Here is a 16,150-nt window from a genome sequence, read left to right as displayed (position 1 = left end):
ATTCAGCTACCTGATAGGGTAGTCAGCAAAAAAACGCATGAGTTCCCGAAAAGTAAAAGCGGTAAACGACAGATGCAAGCCACACGTCTATGCTGCTACACTACCATATTGCTATTTTAAAGCAGTAGGACGCATGGTCAAAACGATATTGCCACCCGAGGTGAAACCGGGCCAATCCATTCCATTATTACAAGCACTGCATATCCTGACGCGGGACGGCAAGCTCAACCAGGATAGCCGCCGCAAACTCAAGCAGGTGTATCACCTGGTCAATTTCATAGAGCCCTTGATGCAGACGGTCATGAGTGCGCAGCCTGATCCGGTGCTGGTGGATCATGGCGCGGGTAAGTCATACCTGGGCTTTATTTTGTATGATTTATTGCTCAAGCAGCATGCTGGCGGCCAGGTGATCGGCATTGAAAACCGCGCCGAGCTGATAGAAAAGTCACGCCAGTTAGCCAGCGAGTGCGGGTTTGAGCGCATGCAGTTTGAGCCGTTGAGCGTGGCTGACGCCATGCGATCACAGCAATTACCCGCCAAGGTGGATATTGTCACCGCATTGCATGCCTGTAATACCGCCACCGACGACGCTATCCAGTTTGGCCTGCAAAAACAGGCGCAATATATGGTGCTGGTGCCTTGCTGCCAGGCAGAAGTGGCTGAGACCATGCGCTTGCACAAAGCCGAGTCGCTTGCAAAAACATTGTTAGGCGAGCTCTGGCGGCATCCGATTCATACCCGTGAATTTGGCAGCCATGTCACCAATGTGCTGCGCTGCCTTGAACTGGAAGCGCATGGCTACCAGGTGACCGTGACCGAACTGGTGGGCTGGGAGCATTCCATGAAAAATGAATTGATCATTGCTAAATTCACCGGCCAGCGTAAACGCAGCGCTCTGGAGCGTGGCCAGCAACTACTGGAGCAGCTGAACCTGACCAGTCTTGCCGCGCGATTTAACTTGAATAGTTGAGTGCGCGCTGCATAAAAAAACCTCTGATACAGCAAAGTATCAGAGGCCAAATGGAGCTTTAATACTCCAGGGAAGAGACTTTAAGATTAGAAGCGTTTGCCGACGCCGATACTCAATACCCATGGATTCACATCCAGCGAGTCGATCTTGGTCCAGCCACCCGCGGTTTTCAATTTCACGTCAGTATCCAGCCACAGGTATTTCACGTCTGCGTTCAACAGCCAGCCATCTTGCAGATTGATATCAAAGCCCGCCTGTAATGCCGGGCCAAAACTGCTCCTGTCGATCTTGATATCCGTGCCGGCCAGCGGGCCCTGGCTCAGTTCCAGCTTGCGGTCCAGCATGAATGTCGCGTTGATGCCGGCACCGACATACGGGTCAAAGGTCTGGTCAGGGTTAAAGTGCCATTGCACGGTCAGTGTTGGCGGCAAGGCATCTATACTGCCCAGTTTCTGGTTAGGCACCACAGCGCCTGGTTCTTTGGAGACACTGACATCATGCTTGGAACCGAGCGCCAGGATCAACTCAGTCGCAATGTTCTTGGTCCAGTAATAGCTGATATCGAGTTCTGGAATGGTATTGTTGTCGACTTTTAACTCTGCGCCATTCGACATGGCACCAGCCGCCACGTTTTTATTCACGTACTTGCCGAGGTCACTGCTTTCATTCGGGCTGATATTGGTGGCGCGCAGTCGCACCACCCAATCGCCTTGTTCGGCATGGCTATTCATGGCAGGTAACAAAGCTGCCAACATTAAACTGATTGCGGTTTTTTTCATTGTGATCACTCCATCTAGTGCATTGAACTTGATGGCATTGTAGGAGCGTCAGGTAAAGCAGGTATTGACCCAAATCAACTAACTTGCACACGTGATTTGGGTCAGGCGGTGGTGAATGGATGATTTGATCAGGATGGGTGTGAAAGACTCACAAGGGTAAAGCTAGGCTGAGTTGTTAATAGTTACTGCGGCTTTTCCAGGCTTCATCCAGCACTTTTGATTTTTGCTCAAATATGGCTTTTCTGGATTCAAGGTCTTGTTCAGTCTGCGCTTTTTCAGATTGGTATTGCTGTAGTCTTTCCTGTTCCCTGGCAATCACCGCCTCTTGGGATTTGATGCGCTTGTTGAGGTCTTCCAGCTTGCTCATGGAATCGCCAACCGCATCGCGGGCAGCTGCCGCGTCATTTTGTTCTGGCAAGATGCTGCGCGCAGAGGCTGATTGACTATAGGTTGCAACCATCAGTGTCGCCATGACCAGGGCAGTCATGATAGAGGAAATAACGAATGGTTTAACAGAGAGCTTTTTTACTTGCATGTATGACTCCGGGAATATAAACAGATGATGGAATGCCTTGGCTAAATTGTACTAGCGAATATCGCATTGGCAAGCCATTGTTTTTTAGTAAGCTTGTTTGGCATAAGGTTCCGGGTGATTCACTGTCTATCGTGTAATAACTATCGTGCAATAGAAAGTGCAATAAAAAACCCGCCATCGGCGGGTTTTCGTTATTCAGCTTGAACTTGTGTGATACAAGCGCTGAATTATTTGTTCATGACGTACATCGTCACTTCAAAGCCAAAACGCATTTCAGTAGCAGCTGGTTTAGTCCACATGATAATCTCCTTTTGGTTATTAAGTGCATCTCAGTGATGTACTTGTATGACTTCCACTATACGCCGCCGTTTCAAAATGACCCTGAGGCGATCACGTAAAAACGGCTCATGATTTTACGTAGTTTGAATGTAGGTTAAAGCGGATGCTTCGGCTATTCTTTTGCATCTTCAAACGCGGGCAGCTGACGAAAGGATTCAGGCGTAAAAGGTTTTTCCTCAAACAAATAAGGGTAGGCGTCATGCCGCAATAATGTGTGGAAGGCCGTGATACGTTGTCTATGGGCTAGCAGGTCGGAGACATTGCTATGCGCGATGTCTTCCAGGCTGCGTTGCACCGATATTGCCGGTAAAAAGTAGCCCAGCAAACCGGTAGACTGGTCTCTTTGCCTGAGCGCTTGTTCACGTGCGGTGACTTGGGGCGCCAGTTTCACATCGGCCATATGTTGAAAAGCGTAGTACCACTTCCAATGGAAGCGGTCGGTGACTGGCGGGGTATTTTTCCATTGTGGATACAGCGCATAAAACGGTGTCAGCGTGTCGGTTTTGGGTAAATCCCAGGCACTATGCACCGCCTGCCGGTGTTGCAAGGCGATCTGGCTGCCATCATGCACCGGGTAACGGTGATGTAACCAGAGCTGCGCCAGGTTGGGTAACACGATACAGGACAATAACCAGAGGCTGGTTAAAGCGAGTGCGTTCAGATTGGCATTCAGTGCACGCAGGCGCAGGCTGAAGGCCGCACATAGCGCTGTCCACAGCAGGGTATAGAGCAGCGTAATGGTCAGCACTTGCAGCAGTGGGGCCAGGGAGAGGTGATGCATGGCCGTAAATGCGATAACGGGCAACGAAAATGTCAGTGCGATCAATAGCCAACGGGAAATCACGCGCTGATACCAGAAGCGTACTGGTCGGGCAGTCAGGCTCTGCAAAAACAGCAGTCTTTGCGCCTGATGTTCACTGGCTTTAAGGTCATGCAGCAGTGCGATACAAAGCAGAGGTGCAAAAAACACCAGCCAGAATGCATAATCGAAACCACCCAGCATGACATATTCAGGATGATGTGACTCGCCATCGTAAAGCTGTCCCTGCAAGCCCAGCAGCCGTATGCGTTGCACATAAGGCGTCACCAGCCGGTTACCCAGTGCAATAAAACTCCATTCGTCCGGGCTGTGGTAAACGTTGTGGAACACGTAATAGCCCACTTCGCCCACATCGAGTGAAGCATGCTGGCTGTGCTGCTTGAGGTAATCCTGCTTGCGCAGTGTTTCCTCTTGTTTGGCATGATTGATTTGCGCCTGGATATGGCTGATATTCTGCCAGCCATTCAGTAAGCTAAATCCTGTCAGCAACAGGTTCAGCAATAACAGTATCAGTATGCTGCGTTGCTTGAGTAATAAGAGGATTTCTTGTTTCATGTGCGTTGGGCTACTTTCATCAGCAATACGCCCGGGATCAGTATCCACGCCATCAATACCAGTAACGCGGCTTCAATGCTGCGGCGGCTCACTGTCACTGGCGCCAGGGTGATGGCCGGGCGCGGGGCTTTCTTCCAGAAGTCGGCAGACACGCGTGTGTTTTTATCATCGTGCTGGTTGACTTTCAAGGTGTGGATTTGATTTAGGTATTGAATCAATTGGTAACGGCGGTGTTCCGCTTGCCGGATAAACGCCTGGTGATGCGCCAGGTCGTTTCCACTGCTGGCCATCTGCACATATTGCAGTGCCAGGGCAGGTGTGAGCCACAGCCAATGCCGGATGCTGGCATTTTGCCTGTTGAGTTGCACATCGTGCAGGGCTTGCTGCTCACGGTATACAGCAGTGGTTAAGCGTTCGCCTTCCTGCATCAACAGTCCGTGGTAGTTGACTGGCAGATCCTCCACCGTTGTGACCTGGTATGTTTTAAGGATGCCTGCTTTAAATGCCGCAAAATGCGGGTCGTCCGGGTTATGGCTATCGCCCAGGGTCTTCAGTTTGACTTCTGCGTGATGTTCGGCCTCGGTGCGTGGTTGGGTCGGGTAGGTTATTTGTGCCAGGTTGGCTAATCCGCGCGGAAAAATAATGCAAATGCATACCCAGCACAGCAGCAAGGTCAGCAAAGCGCCATGCAATTGGCGGCTGAACCACGACACCACGATCACCAGCATGCACCAGCCCGCGATATACATCGCTTGCGCCAATAGCATCAGCGATAAGCGTAACAAGGCCTGCTCGCTGCCCCAACTCCATGCCAGTGTCAGTGAGGCTTGCAGACACAGCAGCGTAAACAGTGGCAGGAACAACGCCAGCCATTTACCTGCTGCAATCATCCACACCGGCGTGCCGTTGCCGCGCATGAATGCCAATATGCCGGTGATCTTCTCGGCGGTGATGGTGGCATAAGCGATCATGATCAAAAACAGTGGCATCCACCATTGCACTATCATGGCCGGGGTGATCAGCGGAAACCTGCCCAGGCTGGTCGCCTCTGTGGCCGGATTAAAATTGGCACTGTTCAAGCGATGCGCTTCTAGGTAAACCAGGTGCCCTGATTGATCCAGGATGCCAGGTTCGATGACGCTAAGCGGATGCAACGGCTTGGGCACAAAATCGCCAAAATGGGATACCCGGTGCGGGTGGCGGTCAGGTTGTGATTGCCAGTCCTGCTGGCTGCGTTGCGTGACTTCTGCTACCGTATGGGCGTGGTCTTGCCAGTGGTGATGGGCGGCGAGGGCTGCAATGGCCCATAACACAATTAATATCAGCATCAGCAGCGCTGGTATGCGCGCGCGCCACAAGCGGTGCCATTCGTTGCTGGCGATTTTCCAAACCAGTGAAGTCATGCCTGCCCCTGATACAGTCGTTTGAGGCTATCCAGTGTCAGTGCAGACTGGTTTATGGTGACTGGCTGTAACTGTCCGTTGGCCAGCATCAGCAAGCGGTCTGAAAACGCCATCGCTGATAATACGTCATGCGTCACGACCAAGATGCCCATGCCACGCTCTTTGCAACGCACAATCAACTGGTTTAACTCTTCTGTTGCTTGCGGGTCCAGCCCTGAGTTAGGTTCATCCAGCAGTAACAGTTTGGCCTGTTTTGCCAGTGCAAATGCCAGCATCACTTTTTGTTTCATGCCTTTGGAGTATTCACTGCAAGGCCGGTGCCAGGCATGTTGCGGCAAGCCCGCCATGGTCAGGCAGATATCGATCTCTGCGGTTTGGCTGATAGCGCCCAGGCTCAGGAAGTAACGGATATTTTCAAGCGCGGACAGGTGCCCATAGACCGCTGGTTGCTCAGGCACATAAGCCAGTTGCGAGAGCGCCTGGTGGCGTGACTGTGCCAGGTCCACGCCTGCAATCTGGATGGTGCCTGTTTGATGCGCAGCGGTATGTAAGCCGAGTATGCTTTTGAGCAGGGTGGATTTGCCCGCGCCGTTACTGCCCAGTACCGAGACGACTTCTCCCGCCAGTAAGCTGAAATCAAGCTGTTTAAGTATTTCACGCCCGGCAAAACGCAGGCTGAGTTGTTGAATCGACAGTAATACAGTCATTTGAAATCCACTGTTGCGGTAAGCATAAAGTTACGTCCTGCACCCGGTGCGAAATTGAGCTGGTTTAAAGCACCGGTACTGCTGAAGTCGTACACGTATTCATAGTATTTATCGAAAATATTGTTGGCCAGCAAGCTGACTCGGCCCCAATTGGTTTTGTAATCAATATTGGCACTGGTCAGGGTATAAGCGCCATATTTGCCACCGTTATTGCTTTCGTTGACGTAATACGCCCCTTGCCGGTCTATATGCAAGCGGGCGATCCAGTCAGGGTTAGGCGTAAACTGTAATCCTAACGAGGCCGTATGATCGGGGATGCCACGTATGCTATGCCCTTTAAATCCGGGATTTTGCGGGTTAGGCTCTTCGATTTTGGCATATACCTTAGAGACGTTACCCCAGAAACTGAAGTAGTCATTTAACTGATAGTCGAAACTGGCATCAAGGCCTTGCCTGAGGGTGGAGCCTAAAGGGCGGCGGAAACCATCAATATTGATAAACTCATCTTTGGCTTTTTGCTGCCAATATGAAACACGGGTATTCAATGCATTGTGCCATGCGCTTTTAAGCCCCAGTTCCCAGCCATCATTCACGGCGACATCCAAAGGAATCCTTGCGCCAGTGGCGGCATCGAACTGGTTCAGGTTAATGCCAGTCGGGGTTTGGAAACCGCGACCGGCATTGGCAAACAGGGTTTGCTGCGCGCTCAGGTTGGCAAAAACATTGAATTTGGGTTGTACTATCGTAGGCGAATCATACAGATCTGTATTGATCTGCCTGGTAGGGGCTGCATTCGTACCAATAATAATCGGTTCATTCGCTTTTGCAGTCAGCCTGTCTGCGCGCAGCGCAAAGTTCCACCGCAGCCAGTCAACCGGCGTATTTTCCAATTTGGCATAAATGCCTTGCGCAGTGAAGTCGTAGTCAGCTTTTGTGCGAATGACGTTCACACCTGCTGCATTTAGCCTTTGGTTAAACTGGCTGACTTCCTGATGTTCGATGTCATAGCCAGTTTCAAAGCCCCATTGCGGGTTGATCTTCCAGTTTAATTTTGCAATCAAGCCGGTAGATGTCTGCTCGTCCAGCCGATTCTCGACATTTGGCGAGCCGACAAAACGCACATTGCGTTCACGGTCGAAATTCTGCCAATAAGTTTTCAGGCTGAGATCCACATCATCATTAAAGAAATAGTCATAATGCAGGCTGAGGTGCTTGGTTTCTTTTTCTCCACTGTCATTCAATGCATTAGGCGCGACACCGGTCCGGTTAGTCCGCGCCTGTGCCTTAGGCATATAGCCAGGCGCTTCCGGCGAGTTGTATTTGCCGTATTTGGCACTCAAAGCCAGGGTCGACTGATCAAAATCCAGTTGCCAGCGCCCGGATAAGGCGATCTTTTCATTTTCGGTATGATCACGGAAACCATTGCCTTTGCGGTAGCCGATCGCATAGTTCTGGGTGAAGTTATGCTGCTTCTCCCCAAAATAACCTTGCATTTCACGGGTATTGAAACTGCCATAGCCAAATTGCAATTGCTTGCCTGCATCTTTACGTGTTTCAACCTTGTAATTACCGGCAGTGGCAAACAGGCCAGTCGTCGCATCGCTGGTGCCTTTGAACACCTGTATGCTCTGGATATTGGTCGGGAACAGGTAATCCAGTTCGCTCAAGCCAGAAAACAGGTTGGAGGGAATGCCATCTACCAGCAATTTGGCGTTCGGTGTTTCGCCATCGCCACTGAAGCCGCGGATAGAGATTTCAGTATTCACAATGCCCTGGCTGTAGCGCGAGAGCACCACGCCCGGTGTTTTGCTGAACAACTCCAGGGTATCGGTCACATGTTCGTATTCCAGTTCATCGCGGGTGATGACATCGACAGAACCAGCCAGGCTTTTATCGGTGGCGGAAACTTGTTCCTTTTTGCCCATGATAATGACGCTATCCAGTTCTACGCTGACGATTTCTTTTGCCTTGTTTTTTTGTTTGCTGCTTTCGTTTGCTTTTTCTAATGCCACTGTTTCTTCGGCATAGGCCGACACAGCAGGTAACAACAGGAGTGCCAGCAGGCTGGCAATCTTTTTTTGTTGCATCATGATTTCTTCCCTGGATATATGCGTAATTAAAGCGTGAATGCTGGCAAGACGGCATGCCTCGAATTTTAATGTAATGCCGGCTAACGATATAATTTTTTTAATTTAAAACAGAATCTGCGTTTTGCCGCTATCCTTAATTCATCAAAGATCATGTGCTTCCATTGCAGGCTCGCGATCATGCTTGCTTCATTTATTTGCGGATTTTTGTGCTGATTGAGTTGCTTCCGGTGTTTTCTCCGCGAAGTTGCAAATGCTTCGCTCTTGATCCTATCCAAGATATTGGCGGGGGCTGCCAATGTGCCGGATACCCAGCGCCGGAAAATGGATGGTTTGACATTGGCTAAGCGAATGGCTTTTACCAGGTTCAGTGTCTTTAATTGTTTTCCTACTTTTAAACTCCATTTTAATGAATATTGCGTATACAGATGTTTAAGCGATCGCTTGTTTTCTAAAGTTCTAGTTTTCAAAATATATCCTCTCTTCTGATGGTGTAATGCGTATTTTTTGTGACGCTACGCTTGATGTGAAACAGGGTTACCAGATCGCATCCAATGCCAGCACAACGCGTGTCGCTGCAACTGATAAATGTGGGGAACGATGTATGGCACCGGCCTGTTGATTGCCTTGCCACAGGCTGCCTTTGAGTAGCACCAGTGCTTGCTCGGGTGCCTGGTGTATGCCTTTGGGATGCACGATCAAGGCCTGGTGAAAGTCCTCCTGGTTTGAATAGTGGCTGGCTAGCGCGCTCCTGTTGCAAAACGCTTCTTCCAGCCATTCGGTGCCTGGCCCTGAATAGGTACAAAGCAGGCGGATGCCGGTGCGGTCAATATGGAATTTCGGGCACATGGCGCGTGACACGACTTCCAGCCGGATGCCCACCTTGGGACAGTCCATCAGCTCGGCATAAACGCTGGCCAGTGCACTGATATCAGCTAGCAAAGAGTCTTTACCTGCGGCATCGGGCAGGCGCATTTCACTATCCAGCTGCGCAGGGCTAATCTGCGTTTGCCGCAGTGTCATCCTGTAACCGGCGCCCAGCCGATGGCTGACTTGCTGCAAATAGCCAGATAACTGCGTTTGCTTAGGCCTGATAACGACAGTGACTTGTTGTGAGGGCTCAAAAATAGACAATAAGGCCATAGGGTTGAAATCGAGTTCTCCCATAGGCATGGGGGCCATATTGGCCGCCACATCGGTTCGCATTTGCGCAGACATCAGCATGGTTTAAACGGCCGCCTCGGCCAGCATATGTGCGGCTTCCTGGTTGCCAGACCAACGTGGAAAAGGGTCTGGCAGCGCACTCCATGCTTGCATACCCATTCCAGCTTCCGCTTCTGTCAACAGGCAGGCATCGAATTTTGCCGTCAATTCGGCTTGGTCCATGCCCATGCCTATGATGACTAATTCCTGCTGGCGGTCACCATAGGGGCCTTGCATGCGAGAGCGTATGTATTGCTGGCTTTCGGCATCTTGTGGCCAATCATGGCTAGGGGTTGCCGCCCACCATATGCCCGCCAGTTCGGTTCTGGTGACAGCGCCTGCCTGCGACCACATAGCGCAGAATTCGGGTTGTGAGGCTATCCAGTAACGGCCTTTGGAGCGCATTACGCCTGGCCATTCGGTATTCAGCCATTGCCATAAGCGTTGCGGATGGAAAGGCTGGCGCGCGCGATACACAAAGCTGGAAATGCCATATTCTTCAGTCTCGGGCACGTGTTCGCCGCGTAATTCGTGTAACCAGCCGGGTGCTTCGGCGGCCTGGTCAAAATCGAACAGGCCGGTATGCATGATGCGGTTGAGCGGCACTTTGCCAAAGCTGCTGTGCAGAATTTGAGCACGTGGATTCAGTGCTTTGAGGATGCCCTCCAGTTGTGCGATTTCATCCAGTGTCATCAGATCGGTTTTATTGAGCACCAGCACATCACAAAACTCGATTTGCTCTACCAGCAAGTCAACCACAGTGCGTTCGTCTTCTTCGCCCAACGATTCACCACGTTCACTGAGCAATGCCTGTGAGCTATAGTCTTTAAAGAAGTTATAGCCATCGACGACCGTGACCATGGTGTCCAGTTGTGCAACATCTGCGAGTGACGTGCCATCCTCATCGGCAAAGGTAAACGTTTCAGCGATAGGTAAGGGTTCCGAAACCCCTGTGGTCTCTATAAGCAGGTAATCAAAACGGTTTTCTTTTGCCAGCCGCGTGATTTCGACTAGCAGGTCTTCACGCAGGGTGCAGCAGATGCAGCCGTTGCTCATTTCCACCAGTTTCTCTTCCTGGCGGGATAGTTCGGCACCGCCGTTACGCACCAGTTGCGCGTCTATATTCACCTCGGACATATCATTGACTATCACCGCTACCCGTTTGCCTTCGCGGTTATTGAGGATATGGTTGAGCAGGGTGGTTTTGCCAGCACCGAGAAAACCGGAGAGTACTGTGACGGGGAGTTTTTTCATGGGGTGTTCCTTCATGCGGGGCTTAATGATTGAATTGGCGTTCGCGGCGTTCGTGACGCTCTTGTGCTTCCAGGCATAACCTGGTGGAGGGCCTGGCTATCAGGCGCGCCAGGCCGATAGGCTCGCCGGTTTCTTCACAATAGCCGTATTGGCCTTGTGCGATGCGTAGCAGCGCAGCGTGTATGGTTTTAATATGTTTGCGTTCACGCTCGCGCGCCCGCAACTCCAGGCCGTGGGTTTCTTCCTGGGTGGCTCTGTCGGCCGGGTCTGGTGTTTCCTGATGGTCGTGGAGATGCTCACTGGTTGACAGCAAATTGGCTTGCAGTGTGTCCAGCTGCCATTCAAGCAGTTGTTTGAAGAAAGCCAGTTGCGCCTCGTTCATATAGGCGTCTTCAGGCATGGAGAGGAGTTCAGTGGTTGTTAACATTCTGGCGCAACTTTGTTGCAATGCAATTTTGTTGCATTTTAAGTGAATGTCATTTTAATTGCAACTAAGTTGCAATTATTGATTTTTCCAACAACGAGGGTGAAGAACTGGAGATTACAAAACGGGCAACGCTAAGACTTCTGGCATTCCAGGCACAGGCCTTTGAGGCTGATCTCAATATTTGATACCTGGTAGGTATCAAATAAGGATTGCGGGATATGCGCCGCCAACTCGTGGATGCACAAGACAGTGCCGCATTGCTGGCAGTGCAAATGGGCGTGGCCGTGGTTATTCAACAGGCCAAGGTGATCGTTGCGCCCTGTCTCTACGCTGCGGTAGTTACGTTTGGGCGCATTGAGCTGGAATTTCCAGGCGCGGTCATCGCTGGAGATTTTATGGATCAGTGTGTTTTCCAATAGCCAGTCCAGCACACGATAGACGGTGACACGGTCTATCTCCACCCCTTGCAACGCAGCCAGGATATCGGTGTGGCTCAGCGCAGTGGTGGAATTTAGCAGCGTGTTTAAAACGGCAGTTCTGGCTTTGGTAGGACGCAGGCCTGCGTCAGTCATTAATTGTTCGGCGGTAAGCATAGTATTAATTATGAGCTACACGACAGCATGGAGCAACCGGCTTTATGCCGTGCCCAGTCAGGCCGTTTTTTTGCAAAAGCCTCCATACCTGCCTGCTCGGTGTAAGGGTGACGCAACACTTCAAGCAGGGTGAGCAGCCGTGAATTGTCTCCTTGTGTGGCCAGGTCTATCGCTTCCTGGGCCAGGTAATTACGCAATACGTATATCGGGTTGCTGGCTGCCATGCGCTGCTGGCGTTGTTCCGCAGGGAGGGGCGACTGCTGCACCCGCTGGCTGTAACGCTGCAACCATTGTTGTATATCTTCACCAAACTGCTTATAGCCTTGCTCGGTGTAAAAGGCTTCTTCCAGCACCGAGAGTTGTGGCTGCGCAATATCCAGCTGCTTGAGGTGGGTGAAGAACAAAGTTTGATCGACCTCTGCCCGTTGCATCAACTCAAAAATATCGTTGATCAACTCGCCATCGCCTGCCTGCCAGCTATCCAAACCGAATTTGTCCGCCAGGGAGTGTGTCAGAGCGTCAAAGTACACTGTATCAAAGTGGTTTAATCCTTGTGACAAGCCATTAGTCTCCGGCAGTACTGTCGCAAGCGCTTCTGCCAGCCGTTCCAGATTCCAGCGCGCAATATCAGGCTGGCGGCCAAAGCAATAACGGCGGCCTTGTGCATCGGTTGTATTCGGCGTCCAGCCAGGGTCAAAGTTATCTACCCAGCCATAAGGGCCATAATCTATGGTCAGGCCCAGGATAGACATATTGTCGGTATTCATCACGCCATGCACAAAACCTACGCGCATCCAGTGCGCCACCATGATGGCAGTGCGGGCACAAACTTCGCTGAACCAGGCTTCTATCATGCCCTGTCCGGGGTTGTCGACATCTAGCAGCAAACCTGTGCCTGGCCACCAGTCGGCATAATCCCTGTCTATGGTGAACCCGATAAAACGCTTGAGTAACGGTAATTCATCGCGGCTGGCGAGTATTTCAAAATGGCCAAAGCGGATAAATGATGGCGCTACCCTGCACACAATCGCCCCAGGCTCGAATACAGGGTTGCCGTCGTAGAACATATCCCGTACCACAGGGTCACCGGTAGTTACCAGGCTTAATGCCCTGGTGGTGGGGATGCCAAGATAATGCATGGCTTCAGAACACAGGAACTCGCGCAGGCTGGAGCGGAGCACCGCGCGACCATCTGCCTTCCGCGAATAGGGCGTTTCGCCAGCGCCTTTCAGTTGTAACTCAAAACGTTGCTGCTGGTGTACCAGTTCGCCCAGGTAGATGGCGCGGCCATCGCCGAGTTGGCCCGCCCAATGCCCGAACTGGTGGCCGCCGTAACGCGTGGCGTAGGTAAACATGCCTTGTAGCGCACCGTTGCCTCCCAGTGTCTGTACCATCTCGGGGTCATGCATATCCGCATCGCTCAAGCCCAGCATGGCAGCGACTTCCGGGCTATATGCCAGCAGGGTAGGTTGCTTGACGGGCGTAGGCTGCACGGCTGACCATAAACAGTCACTGACCTGGCGCGTGAAGTTGTCAGTGACGCGGTCACCGGGTAGCTCGCGTATAAAGCGATTATCAAAAACAAGTGGTTTCATCATAGTTATTCTAGAGACTATCTTTCCTTCATGGCTATACTTAATTGGGGCCAGGCTTCATTTAGTCAAGGCAAAGGGCTAAAGTTCAATCTCTGCCAGAAAAGTACATGCTTCTCGGGTAAAATAGCGTTTTGAATTCTATCCGTGTGTCATCCACACTCAAAATCTCCCGCAATGAATGTTTTTTACGAAGAAGACGGTGGCTTCAAGGTCGCTTCCATTATGTCCGAGGCTGATAGCAGCATGCAAGTCGAGGCCAGCAGCGGCAAACGCAGCAAAATCAAAACGGCCAATGTCCTGATGCGGTTTGAAGGCAGTCTTTCGGGTTTCCTTGAAGCTGCACAGGCTGAGGCGGAAACACTGGACACCGATTTTTTGTGGGAATGCTGTGGCGAGTCTGAGTTTGGCTTTGAAACACTGGCTGAAGAATACTATGGTGGTAAACCCAGCCGCCAGCAAGCTGCGGCGATTGCCATCAAGCTACACGGTTCCCCCATGTATTTTTACCGCAAGGGTAAAGGGCAATACAAAGCAGCGCCGGATGAAACATTAAAAGCGGCGCTGGCAGGGGTGGAAAAGAAACGCCAGCAAGCCGAGTTGATGCATCTGATGACCGCGCAACTCACCGCCAAGCAATTGCCTGATAGTGTGTCGGCCAAGCTGGACCAATTGCTGTACGCGCCTGATAAAAACGCCATGGAATGGAAAGCGTTGGAGCAAGCCGCTGCCGAGCTTAAAAAGTTACCGGTGCAAGTGCTGCATGAGGCAGGAGCCATCCCTTCCATACATGATTACCACCTGGGCGCTTTTTTGCGCGAGTATTTTGCGCATGGTACGGCTTTCCCTGAGTTTGCACTGGCGGCGTTGCCGGACGATTTGCCCTTATCTGAGGTGCAGGCATTCAGTATTGATGACAGCACGACCACAGAAATTGATGATGCGTTATCGGTGACACGCTTGCCAAATGGCAATACACAGGTCGGTATCCATATTGCCGCGCCTGCACTGGGTATCACACCGCGCGAGGCGCTGGATGCTGAGGTGATGAAGCGGCTGTCTACGGTGTATATGCCAGGGCATAAAATCACCATGTTGCCGGAAACCGCCATCCGCCCGTTCAGCCTGGATGCCGGTGAAACCAAACCCGCTTTGTCACTGTACCTTGAAGTAGCGGCAGATTACAGTATCGTGCAACAACATAGCCGTTTAGAGCGCGTGCTGATCGCGCATAACTTACGGCATGACACCCTCGAGCCTTACTTTAACGAAAACACGCTGGAAACCGATAGCGGCCACCCGTTGTGGCAGCCGCTGGTGTACCTGTTCCACTTTGCGGAAAGCCTGGAAAAGGCGCGTGGCAAATATGATCCGACCAAGCCGCAACCGGTGGATTACAATTTCTACGTCACCGATGGCATTGTCAGTATCATCAATCGCCAACGTGGTTCACCCATGGATAAGTTGGTGGCCGAGCTGATGATAGCCGCCAATAGCCAATGGGGTTTATTGCTGGCTGAGCATGAAGTGTCCGGCATTTACCGGGCACAAAATGGCGGCAAAGTGTATATGACCACCAAAGCCGAAGGCCATCAGGGCCTAGGCGTGGCGCAATACGCGTGGTGTACTTCGCCATTACGACGTGCGGTAGACTTGATCAACCAGCGCCAGATCATCAGCGTATTGACCATGCAAGCACCTGTGTATGCAGCGCACGGCGATGAGATCGTCGGTCATATGCGCAATTTTGATCAAACCTATAATGCTTATAACGAGTTCCAGACACGCATGGAACGCTACTGGTGCCTGCAATACCTGGTCCAGGAAAATATCCAGGAAGTGGAAGCGACCGTCTGGCGCGAAAACCTGGTGCGCCTGAATGGCTTGCCGTATATGACCAAAGTACATGCCTTGCCAGTCCTCAAGCCGGGCAGCAAAGTGCAATTGTCCGTGCACAAGATTGATACCTTGCTGATGGAACTGGAATGCAAGTTTCTGCGAGTGATTGAAGAAGATGCACCCGATACCATAGCCGCAGAAGCTGACGGCACGCCTATCGATGTAGTGGAAAGCGCATAATGTTCAAGCTAAACCGTAAAATCCATAAAGCCATTTCTGACCTGGAAATGGTAGAAGTCACCGAAGTCGATGGCGTGCGCTCCATGCATCTTGGTTCGCCCACTATTCAAAGCAGCATGAAGGTCAAAGACCCGTTTGCGCTGGTGCTGGCTTATTCCTGGGGCATGTTGAGCAGCCTGTTGTTCAAGCCGGATATCCGCAATACCATACTGGTTGGCCTGGGCGGCGGCTCGATAGCCAAATATGTCTGGAAAGCCTGCCCGCAGATTCACCAGACCGTGATCGAACTCAACCCGCAGGTCATCCAGGTCGCGCGCAGCCATTTCTTCGTGCCCCAAGATGACGAGCGCCTGACCATAGTCGAAGGCGATGGTATCGCCTACATCCAGCAGCATCCGGGCGGTTGTGACTGGCTGATGATGGATGCGTTCGGCAGCAATGGCTTGCCACCTGATTTTTGCACGCAGGCTTTCTTTGATGACTGTGCAGAAGCCCTGACGCCGGATGGCCTGTTCGCGATTAATCTATGGGGCTCGGACAAAAAGTTTGATATCTATATGCAGCGCATAGAACAAACCTTTGACCAGCGCGTGCTGATGATGCCCACCGGCAAGCCCGGTAATATCATTGTGTTTGGCTTTCAGCCTGAACTGGCCATGCCTGATCTGATCACCTTGCGCAAACGTGCGCAGGAAGCCATGCAAACGCATGCGATCCAGTTCCTGGATTTAATCGACCGCCTGCAGGGTGCAAACCCTAATGACGGTAAAAGTTTTACATTGGGCAGAGATTAATGACAGTGGCTGG

16 protein-coding genes are annotated in these 16,150 nt (G+C 51.6%); 3 read left to right on the top strand and 13 right to left on the bottom strand.

Annotation, left to right across the window (positions count from 1 at the left end):
* Positions 1 to 133 precede the first annotated feature (133 nt).
* A complete protein-coding gene (locus ACSSVF_RS12425; RefSeq protein ID WP_492403830.1) occupies positions 134 to 970 on the top strand; it encodes a class I SAM-dependent methyltransferase in 837 nt (278 codons plus the stop codon).
* An 86-nt stretch (positions 971 to 1,056) separates the two neighbouring features.
* Here ACSSVF_RS12425 and ACSSVF_RS12420 read toward each other — a convergent pair whose 3' ends face one another.
* The 13 genes from ACSSVF_RS12420 to ACSSVF_RS12360 all read right to left on the bottom strand — a co-directional run bounded on the left by ACSSVF_RS12420 (position 1,057) and on the right by ACSSVF_RS12360 (position 13,270).
* Positions 1,057 to 1,749, bottom strand: coding sequence for an OmpW/AlkL family protein (locus ACSSVF_RS12420; protein WP_492403828.1), 693 nt, complete (start codon positions 1,747 to 1,749; stop codon positions 1,057 to 1,059).
* Between the two features lie 175 nt (positions 1,750 to 1,924).
* Positions 1,925 to 2,284, bottom strand: a complete 360-nt coding sequence (locus ACSSVF_RS12415) for a hypothetical protein (RefSeq protein WP_492403826.1) — start codon at positions 2,282 to 2,284, stop codon at positions 1,925 to 1,927.
* Between the two features lie 227 nt (positions 2,285 to 2,511).
* Entirely contained in the window at positions 2,512 to 2,583 is a 72-nt protein-coding gene (gene pqqA / locus ACSSVF_RS12410) for a pyrroloquinoline quinone precursor peptide PqqA (RefSeq protein ID WP_081624291.1), read from the bottom strand.
* A gap of 152 nt (positions 2,584 to 2,735) precedes the next feature.
* Entirely contained in the window at positions 2,736 to 3,998 is a 1,263-nt protein-coding gene (locus ACSSVF_RS12405) for a DUF3526 domain-containing protein (protein WP_492403824.1), read from the bottom strand.
* The gene (locus ACSSVF_RS12400; RefSeq protein WP_492403822.1) at positions 3,995 to 5,401 is read right to left on the bottom strand and encodes a DUF3526 domain-containing protein; all 1,407 of its coding nucleotides are present in this window, start codon (positions 5,399 to 5,401) and stop codon (positions 3,995 to 3,997) included. The genes ACSSVF_RS12405 and ACSSVF_RS12400 overlap by 4 nt, the downstream gene beginning before the upstream one ends.
* Positions 5,398 to 6,108: an ABC transporter ATP-binding protein gene (locus ACSSVF_RS12395; protein WP_492403820.1), complete on the bottom strand. Its 711-nt coding sequence runs from the start codon at positions 6,106 to 6,108 to the stop codon at positions 5,398 to 5,400. The genes ACSSVF_RS12400 and ACSSVF_RS12395 overlap by 4 nt, the downstream gene beginning before the upstream one ends.
* A complete protein-coding gene (locus ACSSVF_RS12390; RefSeq protein ID WP_492403818.1) occupies positions 6,105 to 8,198 on the bottom strand; it encodes a TonB-dependent receptor in 2,094 nt (697 codons plus the stop codon). Before ACSSVF_RS12390 ends, ACSSVF_RS12395 begins: the two co-directional genes overlap by 4 nt.
* Before the next feature lie 80 nt (positions 8,199 to 8,278).
* Positions 8,279 to 8,665, bottom strand: a complete 387-nt coding sequence (locus ACSSVF_RS12385) for a hypothetical protein (protein ID WP_492403816.1) — start codon at positions 8,663 to 8,665, stop codon at positions 8,279 to 8,281.
* A 67-nt stretch (positions 8,666 to 8,732) separates the two neighbouring features.
* On the bottom strand, positions 8,733 to 9,413 hold the full coding sequence (locus tag ACSSVF_RS12380; protein WP_492403814.1) for a DUF1826 domain-containing protein: 681 nt from the start codon (positions 9,411 to 9,413) through the stop codon (positions 8,733 to 8,735).
* A 9-nt stretch (positions 9,414 to 9,422) separates the two neighbouring features.
* A complete protein-coding gene (zigA, locus tag ACSSVF_RS12375; protein ID WP_492403812.1) occupies positions 9,423 to 10,652 on the bottom strand; it encodes a zinc metallochaperone GTPase ZigA in 1,230 nt (409 codons plus the stop codon).
* A 22-nt stretch (positions 10,653 to 10,674) separates the two neighbouring features.
* Entirely contained in the window at positions 10,675 to 11,079 is a 405-nt protein-coding gene (dksA, locus tag ACSSVF_RS12370; protein ID WP_492403810.1) for an RNA polymerase-binding protein DksA, read from the bottom strand.
* Between the two features lie 131 nt (positions 11,080 to 11,210).
* The gene (locus ACSSVF_RS12365; protein WP_492403808.1) at positions 11,211 to 11,672 is read right to left on the bottom strand and encodes a Fur family transcriptional regulator; all 462 of its coding nucleotides are present in this window, start codon (positions 11,670 to 11,672) and stop codon (positions 11,211 to 11,213) included.
* An 8-nt stretch (positions 11,673 to 11,680) separates the two neighbouring features.
* Positions 11,681 to 13,270: a protein adenylyltransferase SelO gene (locus ACSSVF_RS12360; RefSeq protein WP_492403806.1), complete on the bottom strand. Its 1,590-nt coding sequence runs from the start codon at positions 13,268 to 13,270 to the stop codon at positions 11,681 to 11,683.
* Between the two features lie 171 nt (positions 13,271 to 13,441).
* Between ACSSVF_RS12360 and ACSSVF_RS12355 the strand changes: the two genes are divergently transcribed.
* Together ACSSVF_RS12355 and ACSSVF_RS12350 are read left to right on the top strand one after the other, a co-directional pair.
* A complete protein-coding gene (locus tag ACSSVF_RS12355) occupies positions 13,442 to 15,343 on the top strand; it encodes a ribonuclease catalytic domain-containing protein (protein WP_492403805.1) in 1,902 nt (633 codons plus the stop codon).
* Positions 15,343 to 16,137 (top strand): polyamine aminopropyltransferase, encoded by a 795-nt coding sequence (locus ACSSVF_RS12350; protein WP_492403803.1) that lies wholly within the window; start codon positions 15,343 to 15,345, stop codon positions 16,135 to 16,137. The genes ACSSVF_RS12355 and ACSSVF_RS12350 overlap by 1 nt, the downstream gene beginning before the upstream one ends.
* Positions 16,138 to 16,150: the final 13 nt, after the last annotated feature.

It is taken from the genome of Methylophilus sp. E2MeOHC9 (genome assembly GCF_058744375.1).
The sequence above is the reverse complement of the archived record's forward strand: the minus strand, read 5'-3'. Positions and strand labels throughout refer to the sequence as shown.